This window comes from Pseudoalteromonas sp. P80D2 (assembly GCF_036680945.1).
Classification (GTDB): Bacteria; Pseudomonadota; Gammaproteobacteria; order Enterobacterales; family Alteromonadaceae; genus Pseudoalteromonas; species Pseudoalteromonas shioyasakiensis.
Genome location: NZ_JAZDAR010000047.1, coordinates 59,931 through 83,617, shown reverse-complemented (window position 1 = coordinate 83,617; position 23,687 = coordinate 59,931). Strand labels below are relative to the sequence as shown.

The 23,687-nt window shown below is 42.6% G+C and carries 22 protein-coding genes; 9 read left to right on the top strand and 13 right to left on the bottom strand.

The genetic code is table 11. The features are described 5' to 3' along the window. Position 1: 1 nt before the first annotated feature. The 3 genes from betI to VRK28_RS12325 form a co-directional block, all read right to left on the bottom strand. A complete protein-coding gene (gene betI, locus VRK28_RS12335) occupies positions 2-592 on the bottom strand; it encodes a transcriptional regulator BetI (protein ID WP_332394018.1) in 591 nt (196 codons plus the stop codon). 293 nt (positions 593-885) lie between these two features. Beyond that, positions 886-1,353 carry a nuclear transport factor 2 family protein gene (locus tag VRK28_RS12330; protein ID WP_130166591.1) on the bottom strand — a complete coding sequence of 156 codons (468 nt, stop codon included), beginning with the start codon at positions 1,351-1,353 and terminating at the stop codon, positions 886-888. A gap of 88 nt (positions 1,354-1,441) precedes the next feature. Next, positions 1,442-2,623, bottom strand: a complete 1,182-nt coding sequence (locus tag VRK28_RS12325; protein ID WP_332394017.1) for an MFS transporter — start codon at positions 2,621-2,623, stop codon at positions 1,442-1,444. A gap of 110 nt (positions 2,624-2,733) precedes the next feature. Here VRK28_RS12325 and VRK28_RS12320 point away from each other — a divergent pair, with 110 nt between their 5' ends. After that, positions 2,734-3,621 carry a LysR substrate-binding domain-containing protein gene (locus tag VRK28_RS12320; RefSeq protein WP_105175293.1) on the top strand — a complete coding sequence of 296 codons (888 nt, stop codon included), beginning with the start codon at positions 2,734-2,736 and terminating at the stop codon, positions 3,619-3,621. Positions 3,622-3,719: 98 nt separating this feature from the next. Next, the gene (locus VRK28_RS12315) at positions 3,720-4,811 is read left to right on the top strand and encodes an alkene reductase (protein ID WP_332394016.1); all 1,092 of its coding nucleotides are present in this window, start codon (positions 3,720-3,722) and stop codon (positions 4,809-4,811) included. Between the two features lie 4 nt (positions 4,812-4,815). On the opposite strand, the gene VRK28_RS12310 is transcribed toward VRK28_RS12315, so the two are convergent. After that, positions 4,816-5,253, bottom strand: coding sequence for an acyltransferase (locus tag VRK28_RS12310; RefSeq protein WP_269408326.1), 438 nt, complete (start codon positions 5,251-5,253; stop codon positions 4,816-4,818). 227 nt (positions 5,254-5,480) lie between these two features. Between VRK28_RS12310 and VRK28_RS12305 the strand changes: the two genes are divergently transcribed. Both VRK28_RS12305 and VRK28_RS12300 read left to right on the top strand, forming a co-directional pair. Then, on the top strand, positions 5,481-5,867 hold the full coding sequence (locus VRK28_RS12305) for a type II toxin-antitoxin system RelE/ParE family toxin (protein ID WP_332394015.1): 387 nt from the start codon (positions 5,481-5,483) through the stop codon (positions 5,865-5,867). Further along, complete coding sequence (locus VRK28_RS12300) at positions 5,860-6,162, top strand: helix-turn-helix domain-containing protein (RefSeq protein WP_138600233.1); 303 nt, start codon at positions 5,860-5,862, stop codon at positions 6,160-6,162. The genes VRK28_RS12305 and VRK28_RS12300 overlap by 8 nt, the downstream gene beginning before the upstream one ends. 38 nt (positions 6,163-6,200) lie before the next feature. Here VRK28_RS12300 and hrpB read toward each other — a convergent pair whose 3' ends face one another. Beyond that, complete coding sequence (gene hrpB, locus VRK28_RS12295; protein ID WP_332394014.1) at positions 6,201-8,621, bottom strand: ATP-dependent helicase HrpB; 2,421 nt, start codon at positions 8,619-8,621, stop codon at positions 6,201-6,203. A gap of 169 nt (positions 8,622-8,790) precedes the next feature. Here hrpB and VRK28_RS12290 point away from each other — a divergent pair, with 169 nt between their 5' ends. Both VRK28_RS12290 and VRK28_RS12285 read left to right on the top strand, forming a co-directional pair. Beyond that, entirely contained in the window at positions 8,791-9,558 is a 768-nt protein-coding gene (locus VRK28_RS12290; RefSeq protein WP_332394013.1) for a substrate-binding periplasmic protein, read from the top strand. Between the two features lie 196 nt (positions 9,559-9,754). After that, entirely contained in the window at positions 9,755-9,952 is a 198-nt protein-coding gene (locus tag VRK28_RS12285; RefSeq protein ID WP_269408353.1) for a CsbD family protein, read from the top strand. Between the two features lie 40 nt (positions 9,953-9,992). On the opposite strand, the gene VRK28_RS12280 is transcribed toward VRK28_RS12285, so the two are convergent. The 4 genes from VRK28_RS12280 to VRK28_RS12265 all read right to left on the bottom strand — a co-directional run bounded on the left by VRK28_RS12280 (position 9,993) and on the right by VRK28_RS12265 (position 16,021). Then, the gene (locus VRK28_RS12280) at positions 9,993-11,033 is read right to left on the bottom strand and encodes a GGDEF domain-containing protein (RefSeq protein ID WP_332394012.1); all 1,041 of its coding nucleotides are present in this window, start codon (positions 11,031-11,033) and stop codon (positions 9,993-9,995) included. 343 nt (positions 11,034-11,376) lie between these two features. Beyond that, entirely contained in the window at positions 11,377-14,007 is a 2,631-nt protein-coding gene (gene metH / locus VRK28_RS12275; protein WP_332394011.1) for a methionine synthase, read from the bottom strand. Between the two features lie 9 nt (positions 14,008-14,016). Further along, entirely contained in the window at positions 14,017-15,084 is a 1,068-nt protein-coding gene (locus tag VRK28_RS12270) for a homocysteine S-methyltransferase family protein (RefSeq protein ID WP_332394010.1), read from the bottom strand. Then, a complete protein-coding gene (locus VRK28_RS12265) occupies positions 15,074-16,021 on the bottom strand; it encodes a homoserine O-succinyltransferase (RefSeq protein ID WP_274168398.1) in 948 nt (315 codons plus the stop codon). The genes VRK28_RS12270 and VRK28_RS12265 overlap by 11 nt, the downstream gene beginning before the upstream one ends. Positions 16,022-16,483: 462 nt before the next feature. Here VRK28_RS12265 and ettA point away from each other — a divergent pair, with 462 nt between their 5' ends. The 3 genes from ettA (at position 16,484) to VRK28_RS12250 (ending at position 19,600) form a co-directional block, all read left to right on the top strand. Next, a complete protein-coding gene (ettA, locus tag VRK28_RS12260) occupies positions 16,484-18,157 on the top strand; it encodes an energy-dependent translational throttle protein EttA (RefSeq protein ID WP_054562291.1) in 1,674 nt (557 codons plus the stop codon). Positions 18,158-18,272: 115 nt separating this feature from the next. Next, entirely contained in the window at positions 18,273-18,638 is a 366-nt protein-coding gene (locus VRK28_RS12255) for a PilZ domain-containing protein (protein WP_058586492.1), read from the top strand. Between the two features lie 53 nt (positions 18,639-18,691). Beyond that, positions 18,692-19,600, top strand: coding sequence for a histone deacetylase family protein (locus tag VRK28_RS12250; protein WP_332394009.1), 909 nt, complete (start codon positions 18,692-18,694; stop codon positions 19,598-19,600). An 81-nt stretch (positions 19,601-19,681) separates the two neighbouring features. Here the strand turns inward: VRK28_RS12250 and cyoE are convergent, their stop codons facing one another. The 4 genes from cyoE to cyoB all read right to left on the bottom strand — a co-directional run bounded on the left by cyoE (position 19,682) and on the right by cyoB (position 23,687). Further along, the gene (gene cyoE / locus VRK28_RS12245; protein WP_062566718.1) at positions 19,682-20,566 is read right to left on the bottom strand and encodes a heme o synthase; all 885 of its coding nucleotides are present in this window, start codon (positions 20,564-20,566) and stop codon (positions 19,682-19,684) included. Positions 20,567-20,707: 141 nt separating this feature from the next. Continuing rightward, on the bottom strand, positions 20,708-21,067 hold the full coding sequence (cyoD, locus tag VRK28_RS12240) for a cytochrome o ubiquinol oxidase subunit IV (RefSeq protein ID WP_062566717.1): 360 nt from the start codon (positions 21,065-21,067) through the stop codon (positions 20,708-20,710). Beyond that, positions 21,067-21,702: a cytochrome o ubiquinol oxidase subunit III gene (gene cyoC / locus VRK28_RS12235; RefSeq protein ID WP_054554290.1), complete on the bottom strand. Its 636-nt coding sequence runs from the start codon at positions 21,700-21,702 to the stop codon at positions 21,067-21,069. The genes cyoD and cyoC overlap by 1 nt, the downstream gene beginning before the upstream one ends. After that, positions 21,699-23,687: a cytochrome o ubiquinol oxidase subunit I gene (cyoB, locus tag VRK28_RS12230; RefSeq protein WP_062566716.1), complete on the bottom strand. Its 1,989-nt coding sequence runs from the start codon at positions 23,685-23,687 to the stop codon at positions 21,699-21,701. Before cyoB ends, cyoC begins: the two co-directional genes overlap by 4 nt.

Genomic DNA, 23,687 nt, shown 5'->3' with positions numbered 1-23,687 from the left:
TTTAGGCTCCATACTGTTTTATCAGTGAACGAATGTAGTCTTTGGCTAATCGCTCACAATGTTCGAATTGATCTTGGTCTGACTTACTTAATACGGCTCTTAGCCATAAACCATCGATCATGGCTGCACTTAGCTCAGCAGCTAAATTGGCATCGCTATCGCTCATTAACTGTTTGAATGAGCTTAATAAGTTACTAAATAAACGTTTACTATTTACGTTTTGTAAGCGATGCAACTGGGCATCGTGCATTGAATGCGCCCAAAAGCTCAACCAAGTTTTGGTGTTGTTGCTTTGCTGCTGAATACGCGAAAAGTTTGCTTCAACGATAAACATTAATCGTTGCTCTGGACTAGTTTGTGGCGTTACTTGATTCAAAAGTGCTTGCTTTAAGCTGGTCAATAAATAACGCACAGTGGCTTCAATTAAGCCCTGCTTACCACCAAAATAATGACTGATAATGCCAGACGATAAGCCTGCCTTTTTACTAATGCTATTTATGGTGGTGCCTTGCAAACCAAGCTCTGCAACCGACTCTATTGTGGCGTCAATTAACTGCTGACGACGAACAGGTTCCATTCCAACTTTCGGCATAATTTTTTATTGATTGAACGTTCAATTAAAATAAAGGTTAAGGTAATGAGCATGGCAATTCAAGGTTGACAAATTGTAAACAACCGCAAAGCCACACACGTAAGTTAAGCTAACCCACTGTTCTTACGTTTATTATCCGAAATATAAAAAAGTTTTAAATTTATTCAAAATAAAGCCTAAAAAGTATGAATTTAAGCTGAAATGCGGAAAAAAGAGAAAATTTATTGCAGGCGTATTTTTAATAAAAAAGCGCTTATAAAAGCGCTCATGTTAGGCTAAAAGTTAAGTTAAGCTCATTCGTGGTATTTACGAATAACCGCTATCTTGCCATCTTCTATTTCGAGCACATCCATAATGGTTTGCGTGTATTCAATTTCTTGCTGGTTTTGTGGATGTATACCTTTAGCGTGATGGGTATAACGTAAAGCAATGGCAGAATCATTAAAAATAAAGGTATCGAGTAAGTTTGCTTGGTATTCAGTGTGCGCTCCAAGGTAAAAAGTCATGCCTTTACGCATCATCGCTTTGCCATCTGGCTCTCTAGAATCATCTGTTTGATAAGGTAAGTGTTGATTTGCTACATCGTCAGTTAATAAAGCTAAAAAGGCTTCTAACTCTTTGTTGGTGGCATTGGGTGCTTGTGTTGCAACCATGGTATTAAAGTACTGCTGTGCTAATGCTGTAAGCTCTGGATTAGCTTGCTTTGCTTGGCTGCTAAATGTGCTCAACAGGCAAATAGCCAGAAAATAAAGGTGCTTCATCGTTATTCCTTGTGGTTTTAGTTATTGACTAATAATCAAACTACGAACCTAAAATAACGACAAAGCCCCGAACTATCAATATTTTAGTTTAAGCTGTTTGTGGCTTTGGGATCTCGCGTTTATCTAAATAACCGCTGTATCGAGTTGCAATTAACGCAGCTAAACTGATGATAGCGCCAATCCAAGCTGTGTCTTGCAATGAGTAGTTTTCAACGACAACGCCACCTATCACTGAGCCCAGCGCAATACCGATATTAAACGCTGCAATGTTTAACCCTGATGCCACATCGACGGCATTGGGGGTGAACTTTTCGGCAAGTTTAACCACATAGACTTGCAGCCCAGGCACATTACCAAACGCAAATGCCCCCCATACAAGTATGGTCAGTACCGCAGCGACTTTAGATTGCATGGTAAAGGTCAGCACTAACAGCACAATACTCAAAGCACTAAAGATAATGGTCAGCGCACTAATGGGGCCTTTTTTATCGGCTAATTTACCGCCGTAGATATTGCCAACAGCAACCGATACCCCATATACCAGCATGATTAAGCTAATAGTGGCTGATGCAAATCCAGTTTGCTGCTCTAAAATTGGCGCTAAATAGGTAAAGGCAGTAAATGTGCCGCCATAACCAAGTATGGTCATCAAGTACACCAGTAAAAGCCTAGGTTGCACCATTACTTTTAGCTGCTCACCCAAAGTCGCTGGTTTACTTTGCTTTAAGTTGCTAGGAATTAAAAACGCGCTACCAACAAGTGCAATTAAGCCCAGTAAAGACACTACTAAAAAGGTCGCTCGCCAACCAAAGTGCTGACCAATCCAAGTCCCTAATGGCACACCGGTTACTAATGCAACCGTTAAACCGGTAAACATAATCGCAATGGCACTAGCTTCTTTATCTTTACTGACAAGCCCAGTAGCGATCGTTGAACCAATTGAGAAAAACACCCCATGAGCAAGGCCTGTTAGAATCCTTGCGGTGATCAAGCTACCATAACTAGGTGCTTGCCAAGCCAGTAAATTACCGATTACAAATAGGCTCATTAAGCTAAGTAATACATGTTTTCGATTCCATCGCCCTGTTAGCGCGGTTAATACTGGCGCCCCAACCGCAACCCCTAATGCGTACAAGCTAACAAGTAGCCCGGCACTCGGTAACGAAACCGCTAAATCATCAGCGATGGTTGGCACTAAGCCGACAATCACAAACTCAGTGGTGCCTATGGCAAACGCACTGAGAGTTAACGCAAGTAATGCTATTGGCATCACATATCCTCTGTTTAATTTTGAAAGTGCGGCTATTGTGGCTAAAATTAAATTTGCAAAAAATAGCAGTAGTGACAAAATACTTTTGTCAAAAATGAAAAGGTAAAACCATGAGCGTGATCTCCAACACCCAAGATTTAGAAGCATTTATTAGCGTGGTTGATACCGGCGGGTTCTCAAGTGCAGCCAATGCTCTCGATGAGCAAGTAGCAAAAATATCACGGGCGGTAACTCGGCTCGAAAAATCATTAAACGTTACCTTATTCAACCGCACCACAAGGCGCATTGAGCTAACCGAAGAAGGTCAGTTATTTTTAGGCTATGCTAGAGAAGCACTGAGTCAGCTCGCACAAGGCGAAGAGGCCTTAAAGCTTTTGCACTGTGCGCCATCAGGAAAATTAAGAGTCGATGCCGCAAGTCCTTTTGTGTTTCATCAATTAGCGCCACATTTAAAAGCCTTTAACCAAGCTTATCCTGATATAAAGCTCGAGATCACCAGCCACGACAACATTATCGATTTACTTGAGCATAAAACCGATATTGCTATTCGTATTGGCGAACTCGCTGACTCAAACTTGCATGCGCGCACTTTGGGAGTTAGCAAACTACAGCTCGTTGCCAGCCCTGACTATTTAAAAGCGGCGCCACCATTAAATGAGCTAACCGACTTAGCCTCGCACCAGCTTATTGGTTTTACCGATGCGCCACATTTAAACCACTGGCCGCTAACCACGCCGTTAGACCTGAAATTTTCAATCAGTGCATCAAGTGGTGAAACTGTGCGTCAGCTTTGTATTCAAGGTCATGGCATTACCTTGTTGTCGGAATTTATGATCAACGAAGATTTAAAAGCAGGCCGTTTAGTAAAAGTGCTTGAAGGCGAGGTACTGAGCCCTAATCGCCGCGAAAAAGTGCATGCGGTGTATTACCAAAACAGCGGTGTGTCATCACGAGTATTAGCGTTTTTAGACTTTATAGCACCAAGATTAACACTGTAGTTTTTGCGTTTTTAACAAAAGTGTTTTGTGATTAGTGGCATTAATTTCATAAATAATTTTCGTTATGCTGAAAGCATATTCGCTTTCAAGGAGCCGTAATGAACAAATTATTCGATACCGTACAACTTGCCGGTCATACATTAAAAAACCGCATTGTTATGCCACCGATGACCCGCTCTCGCTCATCACAACCGGGTGATGTCGCCAATGAGTTAATGGCCAACTACTATGCACAGCGTGCCAGCGCTGGCTTAATTATCAGCGAAGGCACACAAATATCAGCCCTAGGTAAGGGTTATGCTTGGACACCGGGTATTTACACAGCCGAGCAAATTGCAGGTTGGAAGAAAGTAACCGACAAAGTTCATCAAGCTGGTGGCGTTATGTTCGCTCAGCTTTGGCATGTTGGCCGAGTATCTCACCCAAGTAACACAGGTGGCGAGCAACCAATTGCACCATCTGCGATTGCAGCTAAAGACGTAAAAGTTTTTATTGATGAAGATGACAAACCCGACTTTGTTGCCACAGCACAGCCACGCGCAATGAGCCATGACGATATCAAACAGGTTATAAACGAATACCGACAAGCTGCCCGTAATGCAGTTGATGCTGGGTTTGATGGTATTGAACTTCACGCTGCTAATGGTTACTTAATTAATCAATTTATTGATTCAGAGTCAAACCAACGCACTGATGAATACGGCGGTAGTTTAGAAAACCGCTTACGCTTTTTACAACAAGTGACACAAGCGGTTTGTGATGAAATTGGCGCTGAGCGTGTTGGCGTGCGCCTTGCTCCACTCACAACCCTCAATGGTACGGTCGATGATAACCCGTTTGAAACCTATATTGGCGCAGCAAAAGTACTCAATGACCTTACCGTTGCTTATTTGCACATTGCCGAAGCTGATTGGGATGATGCGCCATTAATGGAGCAAAGTTTTAAACTAGCACTGCGTGAAAACTATGCCGGGTTAATGATTTATGCGGGCAAATACACTGGCGAGAAAGCAGAGCAAGCATTAGCCGCAGGCTGGGCTGATTTAATAGGTTTTGGTCGCCCGTTTGTTGCAAACCCAGATCTGCCAGCGCGCATTGAACAAGGTATTGAGCTTGCACAGCACGATCCTGATACCTTATTTGGAGGCGGTGCTAAAGGCTACACTGACTACCTTTTAGCAACGCAGTAACGCGCTAAAAAAGGTGGCTCGTCAACCAAAAGCTCAATACAATAAAGCTGATGTTGGCGAGCGCTCTTAACCACCAAGGAGCAGAGCTAAACTGGAGTTGGCTGTACTTGCTTACTAATACCAAAGCGCCCATCACAGTAAACCAAGGAGTAAAAAAGAATAGTGGCTTTAACTTCACTAAACTCACAGCTAAATCGTGCAGCGCCCCACTGACAGCAAAAGTCACAACAAGGGCACACCAAGCCGGCATAATGTCATTGCAAGGCTTCATTACAAACCGAGATAAATAATAGCTCCAGACCGGATTCCAATATCGCCAAAACAGATAAAACGAACTCGCACCCAGCGAGCGTGTCAGCATATTGCGCAACGAATCTTTATGCCCAAGGGGCACACCTGTGCGTTTTTTAACGTATTGAGCAAGGGTAATAGCTGCAGACACCGACTTTCTCTTTTTTATTAATGACTAATTCAGACTACTAAACAACCAACAAAAGAGAAACCAAAACAAGGCCAGAAATTGTAACGGTTTATTTTATTCGTATTGGTTTTGCGCAGATAGATAACTAGTAATCACCCATTACTTCTGCTATCAACAATAGAGGGACACCAATGAAAACCTCATTATCATTGATTGGCTACTGAGTGAAACATTGAAAGTGTACCCTAATGGAGTATACTATAATTTATAAAACAAAGGATTTTGTTTCGCGCACGAAAAAAGAAAGCCTGTCTGATGCTGATTTAATAAACGCTTGCAAAGAGATGTCAGCAGGCCTTTACGATGCAGACCTAGGTGGTAATGTCTATAAAAAGCGCGTAGCCATGGGCAGTAAAGGAAAAAGAACTGGTTATAGAACTATCGTCGGGGCGGTAATTGGTGATAAATATTTCTTTCTCTATGCGTTTGCTAAAAACGCTAGAGCTAATATAAATGCTAAAGAAAAATTAGCATTAAAAGAGTTAGCAAAAGAGTTTATTCGATTTTCCCAAAGTGAACTTAAACAACTAGTCGATGATGGCGAACTTTTAATTGTAGGTGATGATCATGAGTGACATATTAAAGTCAGTTCACAAAACAGTGAGTGGATTAAAAAAGTCAGGAGTTATAGACAAAACGACGATGCGTAAATTTGACGCATTATGCCTTACAAGTGTTCATGAATTTACCCCCGAACAAGTTCGTAACTTAAGACTGAAATACAATCTTTCACAACCGGTTTTTGCTCAATACTTAAATGTCAGTGACAAGTTAGTTAAAAAATGGGAGCAAGGTGATAGCTCACCAAGAGGAGCAGCATTGAAAATGCTCACTCTGGCAGAGCAAAAAGGGTTAGAAGTAATCGCTTAAGCCTAATCCAAAGCGCTGTAAAACTCATTTCATTAAAATCACATCTTACTTTTTACTTTATTAGTCGCTTGGCTGGTGGCAGGGTTGTCTGGCCAAAAATGTTTTGGATAACGCCCTTTCATTTCTTTTTGCACATCGCGGTAACTTGTTTGCCAAAAATTAGCTAAATCTTGAGTTAGCTGTAGTGGTCGCCTCGCTGGTGATAATAGCTCCATTAATAATGGCAGTTTACCTTGGGCCAGCAAAGGCGTGCTGGTCATGCCATACACTTCTTGCATGCGCACACTGAGCTTCGCAGGACCATCTAGCTGATAGGTCACTTTTACATTTGAACCACTTGGCACAGTTAATCGTAAGGGCAGGTGTTCATTCAATAGGCTTTGCTGCTGCCAATCAAAACAGCTTTTGATCGCTTCGCTGTAATTGAACTTTTTTAATTGCTCAAGGTTTTTAATATCATCCAAATAAGGTGCAAGCCATTGGCTATCGGCAATTAATTCATCGTGATTTAAAAGCGGGAATGACTTTGGTAACAGCTTACTTGCCAAGCTCATTCGAATAAGTAACTGCTCACTGTCGGGCTGATCATTAAATAGCGAAAAGCCCTGCTTACTAAATAAGTTTAACCAGGCTTTGGTGCGCTCGTTTTTATCTAGTGGCTGTTTACTTGGCTGACTCGCTATTGTGATAGCACCGAGCTTGAGCTCATCTTGATGAATAAAACGCCCTGCTTTTTCATCGTATTCGCAGCGAGTTTGCTCAGTAAATAAATGCGAAAGCTCATCTTCAAGGTCACTTGGCATAAAGGCAACAGCAGCAAAAACACGGTTTCCCTTATGGCCGCCCATATGCGCAATGGCAATATAGTCATCGTTATGCCAAAACTCCTCACTTAAATCAGCGCCCGCACCATTGGCAAGTAAATAACCATTACCGCGTTTTTTGGCTAAACGGTCAGGAAAGGCAAGTGCCACCAGCAGCGACAAATACTCTGTTTTAAGCTCATTAACCGGCTTGAGTTGCAAGCGCGATAGCCAATAATTTAATTGCTGCTTAAATACTGGGTGCGGTTTGCTGTGCTGACTATGCAATGCCAAATTAAGATCAGCTGGCATACTAATGCGGCTTTCAAGCAGCGCCGTTAAATATCCCGCTAATACATAAATACCAGACATGTGCTGCTCTAGTTGCTTTGCCTTAATGAGCATATGCGAGAGGCGAATATCGGCTCCATAGCTCAGCATTTGGCTGCCAAGGGGTGTCAGCTTTTCATTGTCATCAATGGCTTCGAGCATTTTTAAAAGTGCCGTTGCTTGTTTAATCTGCTGGCTACTAGGTGGGTCGAGTAAGCTAAGCTCAGCAAGTGATGCCCCCCACTGCTTTGCCTCTAATAACAACTGACTAATATCACTGGTCAAAATTTCTGGCGCATCATGGCTGTTACGGCGCTCAAAGGTTTGTTTAGAACCTAATCGATACACAACCCCCGGCTCAATTCGCCCAGCACGACCAGCGCGCTGTATGGCTGAAGAACGAGAAATGCTTTGCGTAACAAGCTCTGTAACACCGGTTTTTAAATTGAAATTGGCAGCACGGCGTTTGCCGCTATCTACCACAATGCGTATTCCTTCAATGGTCAAACTGGTTTCAGCCACATTGGTGGTTAATACCACTTTGCGTTTACCATTTTTAGCAGGCGCGATAGCAGCTTGTTGCTCGTTTTTATTTTGCTCACCATACAAGCTAAATACTTCGACGCTATCACCTAAATCATTTAAAGACTGCTGAACGCGCATGATTTCACGCTGCCCTGGCAAAAATACTAAAGCACTGCCCGTTTGCTCACTAAGCGCCTGTTTTATTACTGCAGGTATGTCATCAAGCCAGCGGCTTTCGTCTTTAAGTGGAATATACACTTCATCAATTGGGTAGCTTCGTCCTTGTGATGAGATGACAGGACAGCTGAAAAACTCACTGTAACGATCGCCGTCTAAGGTTGCCGACATCAGTAAGATTTTTAAATCATCGCGAAGTGCTGCCTGTGTTTCGAGGGCAAATGCCAAAGCCGTATCTGCGGCAATTGAGCGCTCATGAAACTCATCAAAAATAAGTAAGTCTACATCACTAAGCTCTGGGTCATTTTGCAACATACGCGTCAGCATGCCTTCGGTGACAATTTCGAGTTTAGTTGTAGAACTTACTTTTGATTCACCACGAATGCGTAAGCCGACACTGTCACCGACTTTTTCATTCTGCTGACTTGCCAAATACTGGGCAATGTTGCGTGCGGCCAGTCGTCTTGGCTCTAACATAACAATGCGTTTAAAGTGCCCTTCGCGCATTAATGTAAGAGGCAGCCATGTCGATTTACCCGCTCCCGGTGGCGCTTGCAATAAGGCCATTGGGTTACTCTGTAATGTGGTTAACAGGGATTGATAAATATCTTGAACTGGCAGCACGTTAGGTATCTCTTACTTTCTTTTCGCGCATTGTATCAAAAAACAAAAAATTGCGATGGCTATAGGCTTATTTTCTATCTCGGGCTTTAGAAGTGAAAACATTGCATTCTGCCAGTTTAGACTTATTCTTGATTAAACGACCAAACAAAAATCAGAATAAGGAATTAACTTGTTCAGGATTTACACCCGTATTTTAATCACCTTGCTACTTTTAGTTTTCCCGTTTCATAAAGCGTTTAGTCAGCAAAAAATTACGGTTGCACTTGGCAATACACTACCCCCTTGGGTCATGGTTGAAGACAACACAGGCATTATTCCTGACTTACTTCGTGCAACACTCGGTGTTCACGGTTATCAAATACACTTTGTCTACGTTCCCTATGCAAGGCGGATCCCTTTGTATACTGAGAACTTAGTTGATGTTGTGTCTGATATTAATGAAAAAGTTATCGAAACCCATCAAATGAGCGGTTACTTTTCAGATATTGCTTACAGCTACGAGAACTTTGCTTTTAGTCTGGCCAAGCAAAACCTGCAGCTTAGTTCAATTGCACAATTAAAACACTTTAGTGTTCTTTCATGGCAAGGTGCAAAAGAATTACTCTCACCAGAATATCAAGCAATGGCCAGAGAAAACCCACAATACGCAGAAACCTATGATCAGCTTGCACAAGTACAGCTTTTGTATCGAGAGCGCTACGAAGTGATCCAGATGGACGGTAAAATTTTTGATTATTATCGAGCGTTAATTAATATCAATGACGAAATTGATGTCTCTAAACCTGTGCAACGATTTGCGTTATTTGGCAAAAACCCCAGTGGCTTTTTATTTCGAGACGAAGCCTTAAGAGACCAGTTTAACGAGAACTTGCGTAAACTAAAATCAACTGAAGAATACACGCGGATAATCAATCGCTATACCTCTAAGAGCCACTAAGTATCTAAAAACTAGCGCAACAGAAAATATTACAGGCTGATTCTAAAAACTACGTAGTAATTGCAAACTTTTAAATTCCACTCATTATATGTAAAATCATAAAACAACTATAAATCAATTAGTTAATAAATTTCACCAAATTGGTACAGCGATTGCTCTTACTAAGATGAATGTTTAACAAAGTAAGGAGATTATGATGAACAGCGATCGTTTAGAAGGCAACTGGAAAGAGCTGAAAGGTAAAGCACAACGTAAATGGGGTGACCTTACCGATGATGATTTAGATGTGATTGAGGGTAGCCGTAAAGAGCTTGTTGGTAAAATCCAGCAAAAATACGGTAAATCGAAAGAAGAAGCTGAGCGTGAAGTCAGCGACTTTGAAAAAAGCCATTAATTTGAGCAATAGATAAAGCCGCTAATTGCGGCTTTATTTATCAAGCAGGCTCATGCTTTGCTAAATCGACTTCAGCAACCGTTTGATTTTTACCTTGCGATTTAGCGCGGTAAAGCCGTTTATCGGCAATGTTCAAACAGTGATCCACGCTCTCATCAGCGACACGCACGTACAAGCCAATACTTAAGGTAACATGAAAACGATGCTGGCCGCTCGTAAATGGCTTTTCAGCAAGCTTCTTATGGATTCTTTCAGCGACTTTTCTGGCTCTAAGCTCATACCCTGTTGGGATCACTATTAAAAACTCTTCGCCGCCCCAACGGGAAATAACATCTTCTTCTGTGCACACTTCTTTAAAGACATCAGCAAAGAATATCAGCACCTCATCACCCACTTGATGACCGTAGGTGTCGTTGATTTGCTTAAAGTTATCAACATCCATCAGCAAGAATACAGCCCCTTCGCCAAAGCGCTTATCTTGCAAGCATTCAGTTGTGTAGCGACGGTTAGCGAGTTCTGTCATTGCGTCAGTGCGAGCAAGCTTTTGATTAAGCTTAAGTTGCTCCATTAACTGCAAACTGTATTTGTTACGGTAATATTCGTAGAAGCCAGCCAAAATACATAAAATCGAGAAACACAGCATGACACGTGTAGGAAAGTAATGACTCGGATAACTGTAATAACCAAATTGATCGGTAAAATAGAAAAGCACCGAGATAATAATGGCAAGCAAGATAAGATCGAACGCTCCGCGCTTTAAACCACGAATAAAAAAGGTCACAGGAGATACGATAAACAACCACAATGGCCCCGTGCCATTACTACCTCCTGAGACGATTAAAAAACACATCATCGAATAGAGAGCGTACAGCATAAGTACTGCTATGGTTTCGTCACGATTTTTAATAACGAAAGGTGAGGCAAACACAAAGCCGCCAATAATCAATAAATAGCTAAGGGCATGGTAACCATCTTGATAGCTGGTGATCGCCATTAAAAACGAGGTGATCGAACCAATAAATGCAAAAACACGTAAAAATCGTGCTTTATCTTTGTCACTTGCATTCACTGTATCAATCACAATTTCACCTTAGATTTCTTGATCAATCTCAACAATACCAATCCGCAATAATACTTAATCATTTTGAGGGATTAAACCTGTCGCTACCTGCGTTAAAAATTTCTCATTTAGAACAACTAAATAACGAAATTTTTGCCTTGTTATCAACGAGGTTTTATTGCCTCAAAATAGACCACTTTATTAAGCGAATTGGTATAACTTTAACACAAATATATAAATTAGAAGGAATTTGCCAGTATTAAAACAATTAAAAAGAAAAAAGTATGATAAAAAATGAGCATAAAAAAACGAGCCATTTGGGGGCTCGTTTTTAATTTAAACAAAAGCTAATAACTAAAGGTTATTATTCTGGTTCATAGCCCAAATTAGGCGACAACCAACGCTCGGCTTCTGCAAGAGTCATGTTGGTACGCTTAGCGTAATCTTCAACCTGATCTTTTTGAATTTGCGCCACTGCGTAGTACTTAGCTTCAGGGTGAGAGAAATACCAACCAGAAACCGCCGCACCCGGCCACATTGCGTATGAACTTGTTAGCTTCATGCCAATACGCTGCTCGGTATCAAGTAACTGCCAGATTTTCTTCTTCTCTGTATGTTCAGGACAAGCAGGATAACCTGGCGCTGGGCGAATACCTTGGTAGTTTTCACGAATAAGTTCATCGTTCGATAGATTTTCATCTACCGCATAGCCCCAATACTCTTTACGCACTTGCTCATGCAAGTACTCAGCAAACGCCTCAGCTAAACGGTCTGCAACGGCTTTAACCATAATCTTATTATAATCATCTTGCTTAGCATCAAAGGCATCGGCAAGGTCATCTTCTTCAAGACCACCAGTAACCGCAAAAGCACCAAAGTAATCAGGAGTGCCTTTTGGCGCAATATAATCAGCTAAACAGTAGTTAGCAAAGTCGGTTTTTTCCGTTTGCTGACGTAAATGACACGATGTAGTTAAAAGCGTTGTACGCGACTCATCGGTGTAAATCTCAATGTCATCCCCTACTCGGTTTGCAGGGAATAAACCAATGACACCTAAAGGTTGCAGCGCACCTGATTGCTCAAGCTCATCAAGCATTGCGTTGGCATCAGCGAATAAGCTTTTAGCCTGTTCACCTACAATTTCATCTTCAAGAATACGTGGGTACTTACCAGCGATTGACCACGTCATGAAATAAGGAGTCCAGTCGATGTACTGTCTTAACGTCGCAATCGAAACATCTTTAAACTCAGTCACACCCAGCTTTTTCGGCACAGGTGGTGTGTAGTTGTCCCAATCAAGTTTTACAGCGTTGTCGCGAGCACGTTGTAAAGTAACTGGTTTTGAGCGCGGCTTTTTACGTGCTTGTTGTTCACGTACTTTTTCATACTCAGCCTTGGTTTTCTCTAAAAATGCCGGCTTTAACTCTTTCGACAGTAAATTAGAAACCACCCCAACAGCGCGGCTGGCATTATTGACGTAAACCACACCTTTATCATACTGAGGTTCAATTTTAACCGCGGTATGCGCTTTAGAGGTTGTTGCACCACCAATTAGTAGCGGCAATTCAAAGCCACGACGGGTCATTTCTTTCGCAACATGCACCATTTCATCAAGCGAAGGGGTAATAAGCCCTGATAAACCAATAATGTCGGCTTTTTCGTCAATGGCGGTTTGCAAGATTTTCTCTGCCGGCACCATCACACCAAGGTCGATAACCTCGTAGTTATTACACTGCAGTACAACGCCTACAATATTCTTACCAATGTCGTGTACGTCGCCCTTAACGGTTGCCATAACCACTTTACCATTGGTTGCGCCCTCTTCTTTTTCGGCTTCAATGAAAGGGTCAAGATAAGCAACGGCGCGTTTCATTACACGAGCAGATTTAACAACCTGAGGTAAGAACATTTTACCTGCACCGAATAAGTCGCCTACTACGTTCATTCCGTCCATCAGCGGACCTTCAATCACTTCGATAGGCTTAGCTTTGCTCTTGCGGCACTCTTCAGTATCTTCGTCAATATACTCGGTAATGCCTTTTACTAACGCATGTTCTAGGCGCTTTTCAACAGGCCAAGTACGCCACTCTAAATCTTCTACTTTCTCTGCTTGCGCCATACCTGAGTATTTTGGTGCAAGTTCAACAAGTCGCTCACCAGCACCTGGGTCGCTATTGAGGATCACATCTTCTACAGCTTTGCGCAGCTCTTCGGGGATATCGTCGTAAACCGCTAATTGGCCAGCATTTACAATGCCCATATCCATACCCGCTTTAATCGCGTGGTATAAAAACACAGAGTGAATAGCTTCACGCACTGGGTTATTACCTCGGAACGAGAACGACACATTCGATACACCGCCCGACACTTTACAATGCGGTAAGCCTTGCTTGATTCGGCGCGTACCTTCGATAAACTCAACAGCGTAGTTATCGTGCTCTTCAATGCCCGTTGCGACGGCAAAAATGTTCGGGTCAAAAATAATGTCTTCTGGCGGAAAGCCAATATCATCAACGAGTATTTTGTAACTACGCTGACAAATCTCGAACTTACGATCAGCAGTTTCTGCTTGCCCGGTTTCATCAAACGCCATTACAACCGCAGCAGCACCAAAGCGTTTAATTAACTTAGCTTGGCGGATGAAAGGCTCTTCACCTTCTTTAAGTGAAATTGAGTTAACAATGGCCTTACCTTGAATACACTTTAAGCCTGCTTCAATCACGTCCCATTTAGATGAGTCGACCATGATAGGTACTTTTGAGATATCAGGCTCTGAGGCAATTAAGTTTAAAAACTTTACCATCGCCGCTTTCGAGTCCAACATGGCTTCATCCATGTTGATATCAATCACTTGCGCGCCATTTTCTACTTGTTCACGGGCAACATCGAGAGCAGTCTCGTAATCTTCTTCCATGATCAAGCGCTTAAACTTAGCCGAGCCTGTTACATTGGTACGCTCACCGACGTTAGTAAATACAGCAATTTGGTCAGTCATGTCGGTTTCCTAGTTTAAGTTACACGCTTCAAGGCCCGATAAGCGCATACGCACTTCAAGCTCAGGTAATTGGCGAGGTTTAACACCTTCAAGGCCTTTCGCAAACGCCTTAATATGAGCCGGTGTCGTGCCACAACAACCACCTACAATGTTGATAAAGCCAGACTTGCCCCAATCAATAATTTCTTTTGCCATTTCAGGAGCTTCTAAATCATATTCGCCAAACTCGTTTGGCAAACCTGCATTTGGGTGCACCGAGGTAAAGGTTTCACAAACGCGCGATAACTCTTCAACATACTGGCGCAGTAAGTCAGGGCCAAGGGCGCAGTTAAGGCCGATTGATAGCGGTTTGATATGACGGATTGAGTTATAAAATGCTTCTGTGGTTTGCCCTGATAAAGTACGGCCTGAGGCATCGGTAATGGTGCCTGATATCATCACAGGTAAACTACGACCAGCTTGCTCGAATGCTTCTTCTACAGCGAACGAAGCCGCTTTTGCATTAAGGGTATCAAAGATGGTTTCTATCAAAATAAGGTCAGCACCACCTTCCATTAATGCCAGTGTAGACTCAACATAGGCAGCCACTAGCTTATCAAAGTTGATATTACGATAACCTGGGTCGTTTACATCTGGTGAAATAGAACAGGTTTTTGACGTTGGCCCAAGCACACCGGCTACATAACGCGGTTTGCTAGGATCCTTTACTTCAAGTTCATCACACACGCTGCGTGCAAGCTTCGCTGACTCGAGGTTGATTTCGCGGCTAAGGCTCGCCATGTCGTAATCTTCCATCGAAATAGTCGTGGCATTAAAGGTATTCGTTTCGATGATATCGGCACCCGCTTCTAAATAAGCACGGTGAATATCAGCAATGATTTTTGGCTGAGTCAGGCTTAATAAATCGTTATTGCCTTTAATAAGTACATGCCAGTCTTTAAAGCGCTCACCGCGATAATCCTGTTCTTCTAATTTATATTCTTGGATCATGGTGCCCATCGCGCCATCGAGGATTAAAATTCGCTGTTTTAGCGCCTCGGTTAATTGTTCGCGTTTATTCACTGCATTACTCGGCATAGTTGTTAGTCCTTACATCTTGGCTAACTAAGTTAATATCATACGGTGTAGTTTGGTACACATAATAGTTTAACCAATTCGAAAACAATAAAAAGGCATGGCTTTGCCACGTTTTCGACGGTTCGTTGTCTGGGTTATCGTCAGGGAAGTAGTTTTCTGGCTTAGGCGCATCTGCTGATTTTTCTTGGTCGCGTAAATACTCCCCTTTTAAGGTATGAGCATCGTACTCTGGATGGCCAGTAATATACACTTGGCTGCCTGATTTATTTTTAATTAAGTAGGCACCAACTCGCTCTGATCCGGCAAGCACCACCAGCTCTTCACAGGCAGTGATCTTATCGATATCAATATGACCATAACGAGAATGTGGCACTAAAAAGGTATCATCAAAGCCACGCGTTAGCGCTGCATGGTCAAAATAGCTTTTATGGGTAAATACGCCACTGAGTTTGTTTGGTTTCAAATCACGTTTAAGACCATAGTGATGATAAAGCCCCGCATGGGCCGCCCAACACGAAAACAGCGTAGACGTCACATGCTGCTCTGCCCAATCTAAAATAACTTTTAGTTCGTCCCAGTAAGCAACTTCGTCATACTCTAAATGAGCAAGCGGCGCGCCTGTTATGATCATGGCATCGTAGTTATTATCTTTCACTTCTGAAAAATAACGATAAAACGTATCCATGTGCTGCTCAGAGTTACTACTGGTGCGATGGGTATCTAAGCGCAACAGCTCAACATTAACTTGCAACGGTGAGTTTGCTAACAAGCGAATAAACTGCACTTCGGTTTCAACTTTGTTTGGCATTAAGTTTAAGATGGCCAAACGCATTGGGCGGATTTCTTGCGTTTTAGCACGACTTTTTGGCATTACAAACACGTTTTCTTGACGTAACTTTGCAATGGCAGGCAATTCATCTTTTACTGTAATGGGCATAGCTGGCTCCGAGCATACTTATCTGACTGCTAATTATGAACGGATAGTTAGAAATTTCAACCTCTAGATGTTTAGATGTCCAAATGAATTTTAATTGTTTGAAAGCAAAGCCCATAAAAGCCTGTTTCGTTGACGTATACGCGACAGAGCATCTATACCCAAGCCTCCTCAAGATGCAGAATTCAGCGTTTCACAGGAGCTTAATATCAAGGCGTTACTTTGCAAGAATGGCAGTCCCTTTTAAAAAGTAACAACGATGAGAGTAAGTGCCTGTGAAGCGCCCAAAGGGTTGGTTTAAAAGCGATTTATACTGCGTTATTGATTTTAACAATAGAACCACTATTGTTTGCAATCAATGCCTTGCCTAAATCGCTTTTAATTCCAACTGAAACTCGCACCTTGAGGTGGTTTGGGTATACAATATACGCTGTTAATTTTTCTTATAAATTGAAGGCTCCTTTCATGGTGTTACCAGATAAGTTTATATTCTCGATGAGTCGAGTTTCTAAGGTTGTGCCACCTAAGCGCACTATCTTAAAAGATATTTCTTTACACTTTTTCCCAGGCGCAAAAATTGGTGTGCTAGGTCTTAACGGTGCAGGTAAATCAACGTTACTTCGCATTATGGCTGGTGTTGACCAAGACTTTGAAGGTGAAGCTCGCCCTCAACCAGGCACTAAAATCGGTTACTTACCGCAAGAGCCTGTGCTAGACGAAAGCAAAACAGTTCGCGAAACGGTAGAAGAAGCAGTTAGCGAAGTTAAAAATGCACTAAACCGCCTTGATGAAGTATACAACGAGTATGCAATGGACGGTGCTGACTTCGATGCGCTTGCTAAAGAGCAAGGCGAATTAGAAGCTATCATCCAAGCGCACGACGGTCACAATATCGACAACGTGTTAGAGCGTGCAGCTGATGCATTACGCCTTCCACCTTGGGATGCAAAAATTGAACACCTTTCGGGTGGTGAGCGTCGCCGTGTTGCGATCTGTCGTTTACTACTTGAAAAACCAGATATGCTTATTCTTGACGAACCTACCAACCACTTAGACGCTGAGTCAGTTGCTTGGTTAGAGCGCTTCTTACACGACTATGAAGGTACCGTGGTTGCTGTAACCCACGACCGTTACTTCTTAGATAACGTAGCAGGTTGGATTTTAGAGCTTGACCGTGGTGAAGGTATTCCTTGGGAAGGTAACTACTCATCGTGGCTTGAGCAAAAAGATTTACGTTTACAACAAGAACAGAAATCTGAAAAAGCACGTCAAAAATCAATCGCGCAAGAACTTGAATGGGTTCGTTCAAACCCGAAAGGCCGTCAAGCTAAGTCTAAAGCACGTATGGCACAGTTCTCTGAGCTTCAGCAAAACGATTACCAAAAGCGTAACGAAACGAATGAACTATTCATTCCACCGGGTCCACGCTTAGGTGACCAAGTTATCGAAGTGAAAGGCCTGAAGAAGAGCTTTGGCGATCGCGTATTAATCGATGACTTAAACTTTGCAATGCCGAAAGGCGCTATCGTAGGTATTATCGGTGCCAATGGTGCGGGTAAATCGACGCTATTCAAAATGCTAAGTGGTGAAGAAACGCCAGATAGCGGTGAGATCATTGTTGGTGACACTGTTGAGCTTGCAACGGTTGATCAGTTCCGTGGCGACATGGACGAAAGCAACACTGTTTTCCAAGAAATCTCTAACGGCCAAGACGTATTAAAAATTGGTAACTTTGAATTCCCAAGCCGTGCCTATGTTGGCCGCTTTAACTTCAAAGGTAACGACCAACAAAAATTCGTTAAAGACCTATCAGGTGGTGAGCGCAACCGTTTACACCTAGCTAAGCTATTAAAAGCAGGTGGCAACGTATTACTACTGGATGAGCCAACCAATGACCTAGACGTTGAAACACTACGTGCACTTGAGAACGCTATTTTAGAGTTCCCTGGCTGTGTAATGTGTATCTCGCATGACCGTTGGTTCCTTGACCGTATTGCTACACATATTCTTGATTACCGTGATGAAGGCCAAATTAACTTCTTCGATGGTAACTACACAGAATACGAAGAGTGGTTGAAGAAAACCTTAGGCGCAGAAGCGGCACAACCAAAGCGTATTAAATACAAAAAAATTGGCTAATTAGCTGATACTCAAAAAGCCCCTGTTTAGGGGCTTTTTTGTTGCATTAAGCTTTACTATCACTCACTCCATTATGATCTATACTCATTAAGTAACTAAAGTGGGAGATACAGCTATGAATGAACGCAGAGAGTTTTCGCGGGTATTATTTTCTTGCCCTGCGATCCTTCGTATCGAAGATAACGACTATCACTGTCAGTTACTTGATTTATCTTTACAAGGTGCGCTCATTACTAAAAGTGATTCATTTTTAGTGCCTATTCATAGTAAAGCTGACTTAATCTTCACCCTGCCAGAGTCAACTATCGAGATTAAAATGCAAGTGGAGCTGTGCCATGTTGAGCATCAGCATGCAGGCCTTCGCTGCGAACATATTGATATTGATAGTATTACTCACTTAAAACGATTGATTGAGCTCAATCTGGGTGACGAAGCATTATTACATCGCGAGTTAGCTCATTTAATTCACACACCAGAGTAAACATTTGTCGGTAGATTCGTTATGCTGTAGCAAATTCAGCTATTCAATGAGCTATGCAGTTAAATCCCCACTTACCCTTGGTGTATCATCCTAATTATTCGTTTAGTTTCGATCCTAACCATCGCTTTGTAATGAGTAAGTTTGCTTATTTATATGAGCATGTGCAAAACCTTGGATTAATAAATGACAACCTAACTCAACCAGTGCTTGGCAGCCCTGAACCTCTTGAATTAGTGCACTGCGAAAACTATATCCACGACCTTTGGCACAACCGCTTAGATGAAAAAGCGATGCGCCGTATTGGCTTACCTTGGTCAAAAGAGCTGATGGCACGTACCTTTACTGCGCCTCTAGGCACCTTACAAACAGCACGTTTAGCACTTAAACATGGCATCGCTTGTCACTTAGCCGGTGGCACTCATCATGCCCATACTGATTTTGGCTCAGGCTATTGCATGGTAAACGATCTCGCTTTTACCAGCGAAACCCTGATAAAAAGTGGTGAAGTGACCAATATACTTATTTTTGACCTAGATGTTCATCAAGGTGATGGTACTGCAGCAATGCTGGCGCATCAGCCCTATGCTTATACCTGCTCTATTCACTGTGAAAAGAATTTTCCGTTTCGAAAGTCAGCCAGCGATTTAGACATAGGTTTAGCACCGAATGTCGCTGATAATAAATACCTAGGCATTGTTGACGATACGCTGAGTTATTTATTAAACACCCTAAACCCAGATTTAGTGCTTTATGATGCAGGTGTAGATGTGTGGCAGCAAGATGGCTTAGGAAAACTTGATATAAGCTGGCAAGGGATAGCACAACGGGACCATTTAGTTCTCAAACGTTGCCTTGAGCACAATGTACCTGTCGCAACCGTAATTGGGGGTGGTTATGATAAAGACCATCGCCGTTTAGCGGCTCGTCATGGCATTGTGGTAGAGCAAGCTGCTCGATTTTAAAAACAACAAAGAAAAAAGGCCCGGTGGAGAAAAAACCGGGCCTTTGCTACTGTAACATTGGGATATGTTAGCAACTTTTTTCTAAGTTAAAACAAGTAGCTGTGGAGCTACCGAATGGTAATCTAAAGCCATAGCTATGCTCAAAACCGTGATGTTTACAATTGAAAAAGCAAACACTTGGCGCGCCCAGCCGCTTACGTCAATATTGCGACGATAGCCACGAAGCGCCATTAGCAACCACCAAAAACTCGTTGTACAGGCTACAGCCATAAAGGCTAAACCTGTATAACCACTAATGGTTAATAACATCACAACCAACGCATACACGGCGATATATAAAACAATGTGATGCTTTGCCTTCTCGATCCCCTGAGCTACTGGTAACACGGGAATTCTGGCCGCTTGGTAGTCGTTATAACGAAAGATTGCAATTGCATATGAATGAGGCATTTGCCATAGACTAAACATAACCAATAAAATCACAGCACCAGCATCAAACTGCCCAGTTACGGCACAATAACCCACTACAGGTGGTACTGCGCCAGATAAACTTCCTACAAAGGTGCCGTACACAGAACGACGTTTCATGTATAAGCTGTACACACCTACGTAGATGACGTAACCAAAAGTAGCAAATAAGAGTGCCACTACGTTGGTATACACTGCTAATAATCCGAAACCAATAACACCAAGCACGATGCCATGTGCCATAGCCGCCTTTGCTGACATTTCGCCAGTCACTGTGACGCGTTTGCGAGTGCGCGCCATAGCAACATCAATATCACGATCAATTACGTTATTAATCGCGCATCCTGATGCCACTACTAAAGATAACCCTAGTAAGGTTGCGATCATTAACCATGGGTCAACATCACCACGAGAGGCTAGCAAGAATCCCCCCGCGACAGAGATCAAATTGCCCATGATAATGCCAGGTTTAGTGACATTTAAATAACGTCGAAACACTTCCTCGACTCCTCTAATTTTCAGCACAAACGCAATATTACGAAAGAAACTAGTTAGTAACAGACTGTGAGAACTGGAGACACAACCTCAGACTAACCAGCTCCTTTCGTAAATCTTTTACCAATTACCAAGTAATTGTTATTAGTACATCATCATGGCGTTCGATTCGTAGATGATCCACACCGACAAACCAACCACCATTACAATGATTAAAGCACTAAAGATAAACGACAATGAACTTGCCTTGCCGTCTTCAGTTTTGAAGTTTAGGTGTAAGAAATATTTCAAATGCACCCAAATTTGCACAATCGCCATGCTCACGATGCACCATGCAGTGGTCGTTTTAGAAAACGAACCACTCATCACAGCCCAAAATGGAATAGCCGTTAAAACCACTGACAATACAAAACCAATTAAATAGTCTTTAACACTGCCATGTGATTGTTCGTTATGTGCATGAACTTCTAAGTTATTCATTACATGTGATTCACTGTGGCTCATTACATTGCTCCCATTAAATAAACAACGGTAAATACACAGATCCACACCACATCTAAGAAGTGCCAGAATAGGCTTAAACAACTTAGGCGTGTCACTGTTTGTGGGTTTAAACCACGGCGCACAACTTCAATCATCAGGACAGTCATCCAAATAAGACCAGCTGTTACGTGAAGACCATGTAAGCCCACCAAAGAGAAGAACGATGTTAAAAAGGCACTTTGCTGAGGGCCATTACCGTGCGCAATTAGGTGATGGAATTCGTAAACTTCCATACCAATAAACACTGCACCAAAGGCAAAAGTAACCAGCAACCAAGTTAACGTAGCCGCCTTTTTCTGCCCATGAGCAGAAATCATCGCGAAACCAAAAGTGATACTACTAAGTAGTAGAGCTGCGGTTTCAACCGCAACAAAATCAAGTTCAAAAATGTCTTTACCCGACACACCGCCAGCAGTGTTCATGAACAATACTGCGTAGGTTGCAAAGAATGATGCAAACAACAAACAGTCAGTCATAAGGTAAAGCCAAAAACCAAATACGGTGTTACCACCTGTATCGTGGTGCTCATGGTCATGTGCATCGACATGACCGTGTGCGCCGTTTAAGGTGTCGAGTCCTGCAGAAATGCTACTCATGCATTCACCTCCTTCGTAGCGGCTGTATTGTGAGCCGTTTCCAGTTCAACAATTTCATCTGGTTGCACGTAGTAATCAACATCGCTGATGTAACAACGTTTGATGAACACCACGATAGCACCCAGTAAACCAAAGGCTGCAAGCCACCAAATGTGCCAGATCATGGCAAAACAGAAGGTTGTTAAAGCTGCGCTCATTAATACACCTGCCGATGTATTCTTTGGCATATGGATTGGGCTATAAGAGTCTTCTTGCTTGTAAGCTAAGCCTTTTTCTTTCATGTCTGTCCACGCATCGATGTCATCAACATGAGGGATTTTCGCAAAGTTGTAGTACTGCGGAGGTGAAGCCGATGCCCACTCAAGGGTATGACCATTCCACGGATCGCCCGTTGTATCATCAAGTTGCTCGCGGTTTTTGAAGCTCACTACAAGTTGCACAACTTGGAACAAGATACCGAACATAATGATCACCGCACCACCAGCTGCAATGTATAACCAAATGTTCCAATCAGGGTTGTTCGTGTGGTTTAAGCGACGTGTCATACCTAAGAAACCAAGTACGTATAACGGCATAAATGCCACGAAGAAACCAATTAACCAGCACCAGAAAGATCGTCTGCCCCAGCTCTCGTCAAGTTTGAAGCCCATTGCTTTAGGGAACCAAAACGCAAAACCAGCTAAATAACCAAATACCGCACCACCAATGATGGTGTTATGGAAGTGAGCGATTAAGAATAAGCTGTTATGTAATACGTAGTCAGCACCAGGAATAGCAAGTAACACGCCGGTCATACCACCGATAGTGAACGTCACCATAAAACCTAAAGTCCAAAGGACAGGCACAGTAATACGTAAACGACCACGATACATAGTGAATAACCAGTTAAACAACTTAACCCCGGTCGGTACCGCAATAACCATGGTCATAACACCAAAGAAGGCATTAACGTTAGCGCTTGAGCCCATAGTAAAGAAGTGGTGAAGCCAAACGATGAAACCTAAAATCGAAATTGCACCGCTTGCATAAACCATCGACTTATAACCAAACAGGCGTTTACCCGCAAACGTTGAGATAACTTCTGAGAAAATACCAAACGCAGGTAAGATCAGAATGTAAACCTCAGGGTGACCCCAGGCCCAGAATAAGTTGATGTACATCATCGCGTTACCACCTAATTCATTCGTGAAGAAGTGGAAATCGAGATAACGATCAAGCGTTAGCATTGCCAGTACCGCTGTTAAAATTGGGAACGATGCTGCAATTAAGATATTCGCCCACGTACATGCCCAAGTAAAAATAGGCATTTTCATTAATGTCATGCCTGGTGCACGCATTTTAAATACAGTCGCTAAGAAGTTTACCGAAGTTAATAAGGTACCCAAGCCGGATATCTGCAAGGCCCATATATAATAATCGACCCCGACACCCGGACTGAATGACAACTCTGACAATGGTGGATATGCCACCCAACCCGTTTTCGCAAACTCACCAAAGAATAATGAGATATTGATTAGGATTGCACCGCCAGCAGTTAACCAAAAGCTAAGGTTATTTAAGAATGGGAATGCAACATCACGAGCACCAATTTGCAACGGTAAGATGATGTTCATTAAACCAATCATAAACGGCATCGCCATAAAGATGATCATGATCACCCCGTGCGCCGTAAAGATTTGATCATAGTGTTCTGGTGGTAAGTAACCACTTGCACCGCCGGTAGCCATTGCTAATTGCAGTCGCATCATAATGGCATCCGCGAAACCACGGAAAAGCATGATAAGCGCAAGAATGATGTACATCACACCTAAACGCTTATGGTCAATTGAGGTGATCCAGTCGTGCCAAATCACGCCCCACTTTTTATATTTTGTTACTAAGCCTGCCACTAACAGACCTAAGACAGCAACAACCGTCATGGTAACCATGATAATTGGTTCATGAAACGGGATTGCGTCTAATGTTAATTTACCTAACAACGACAT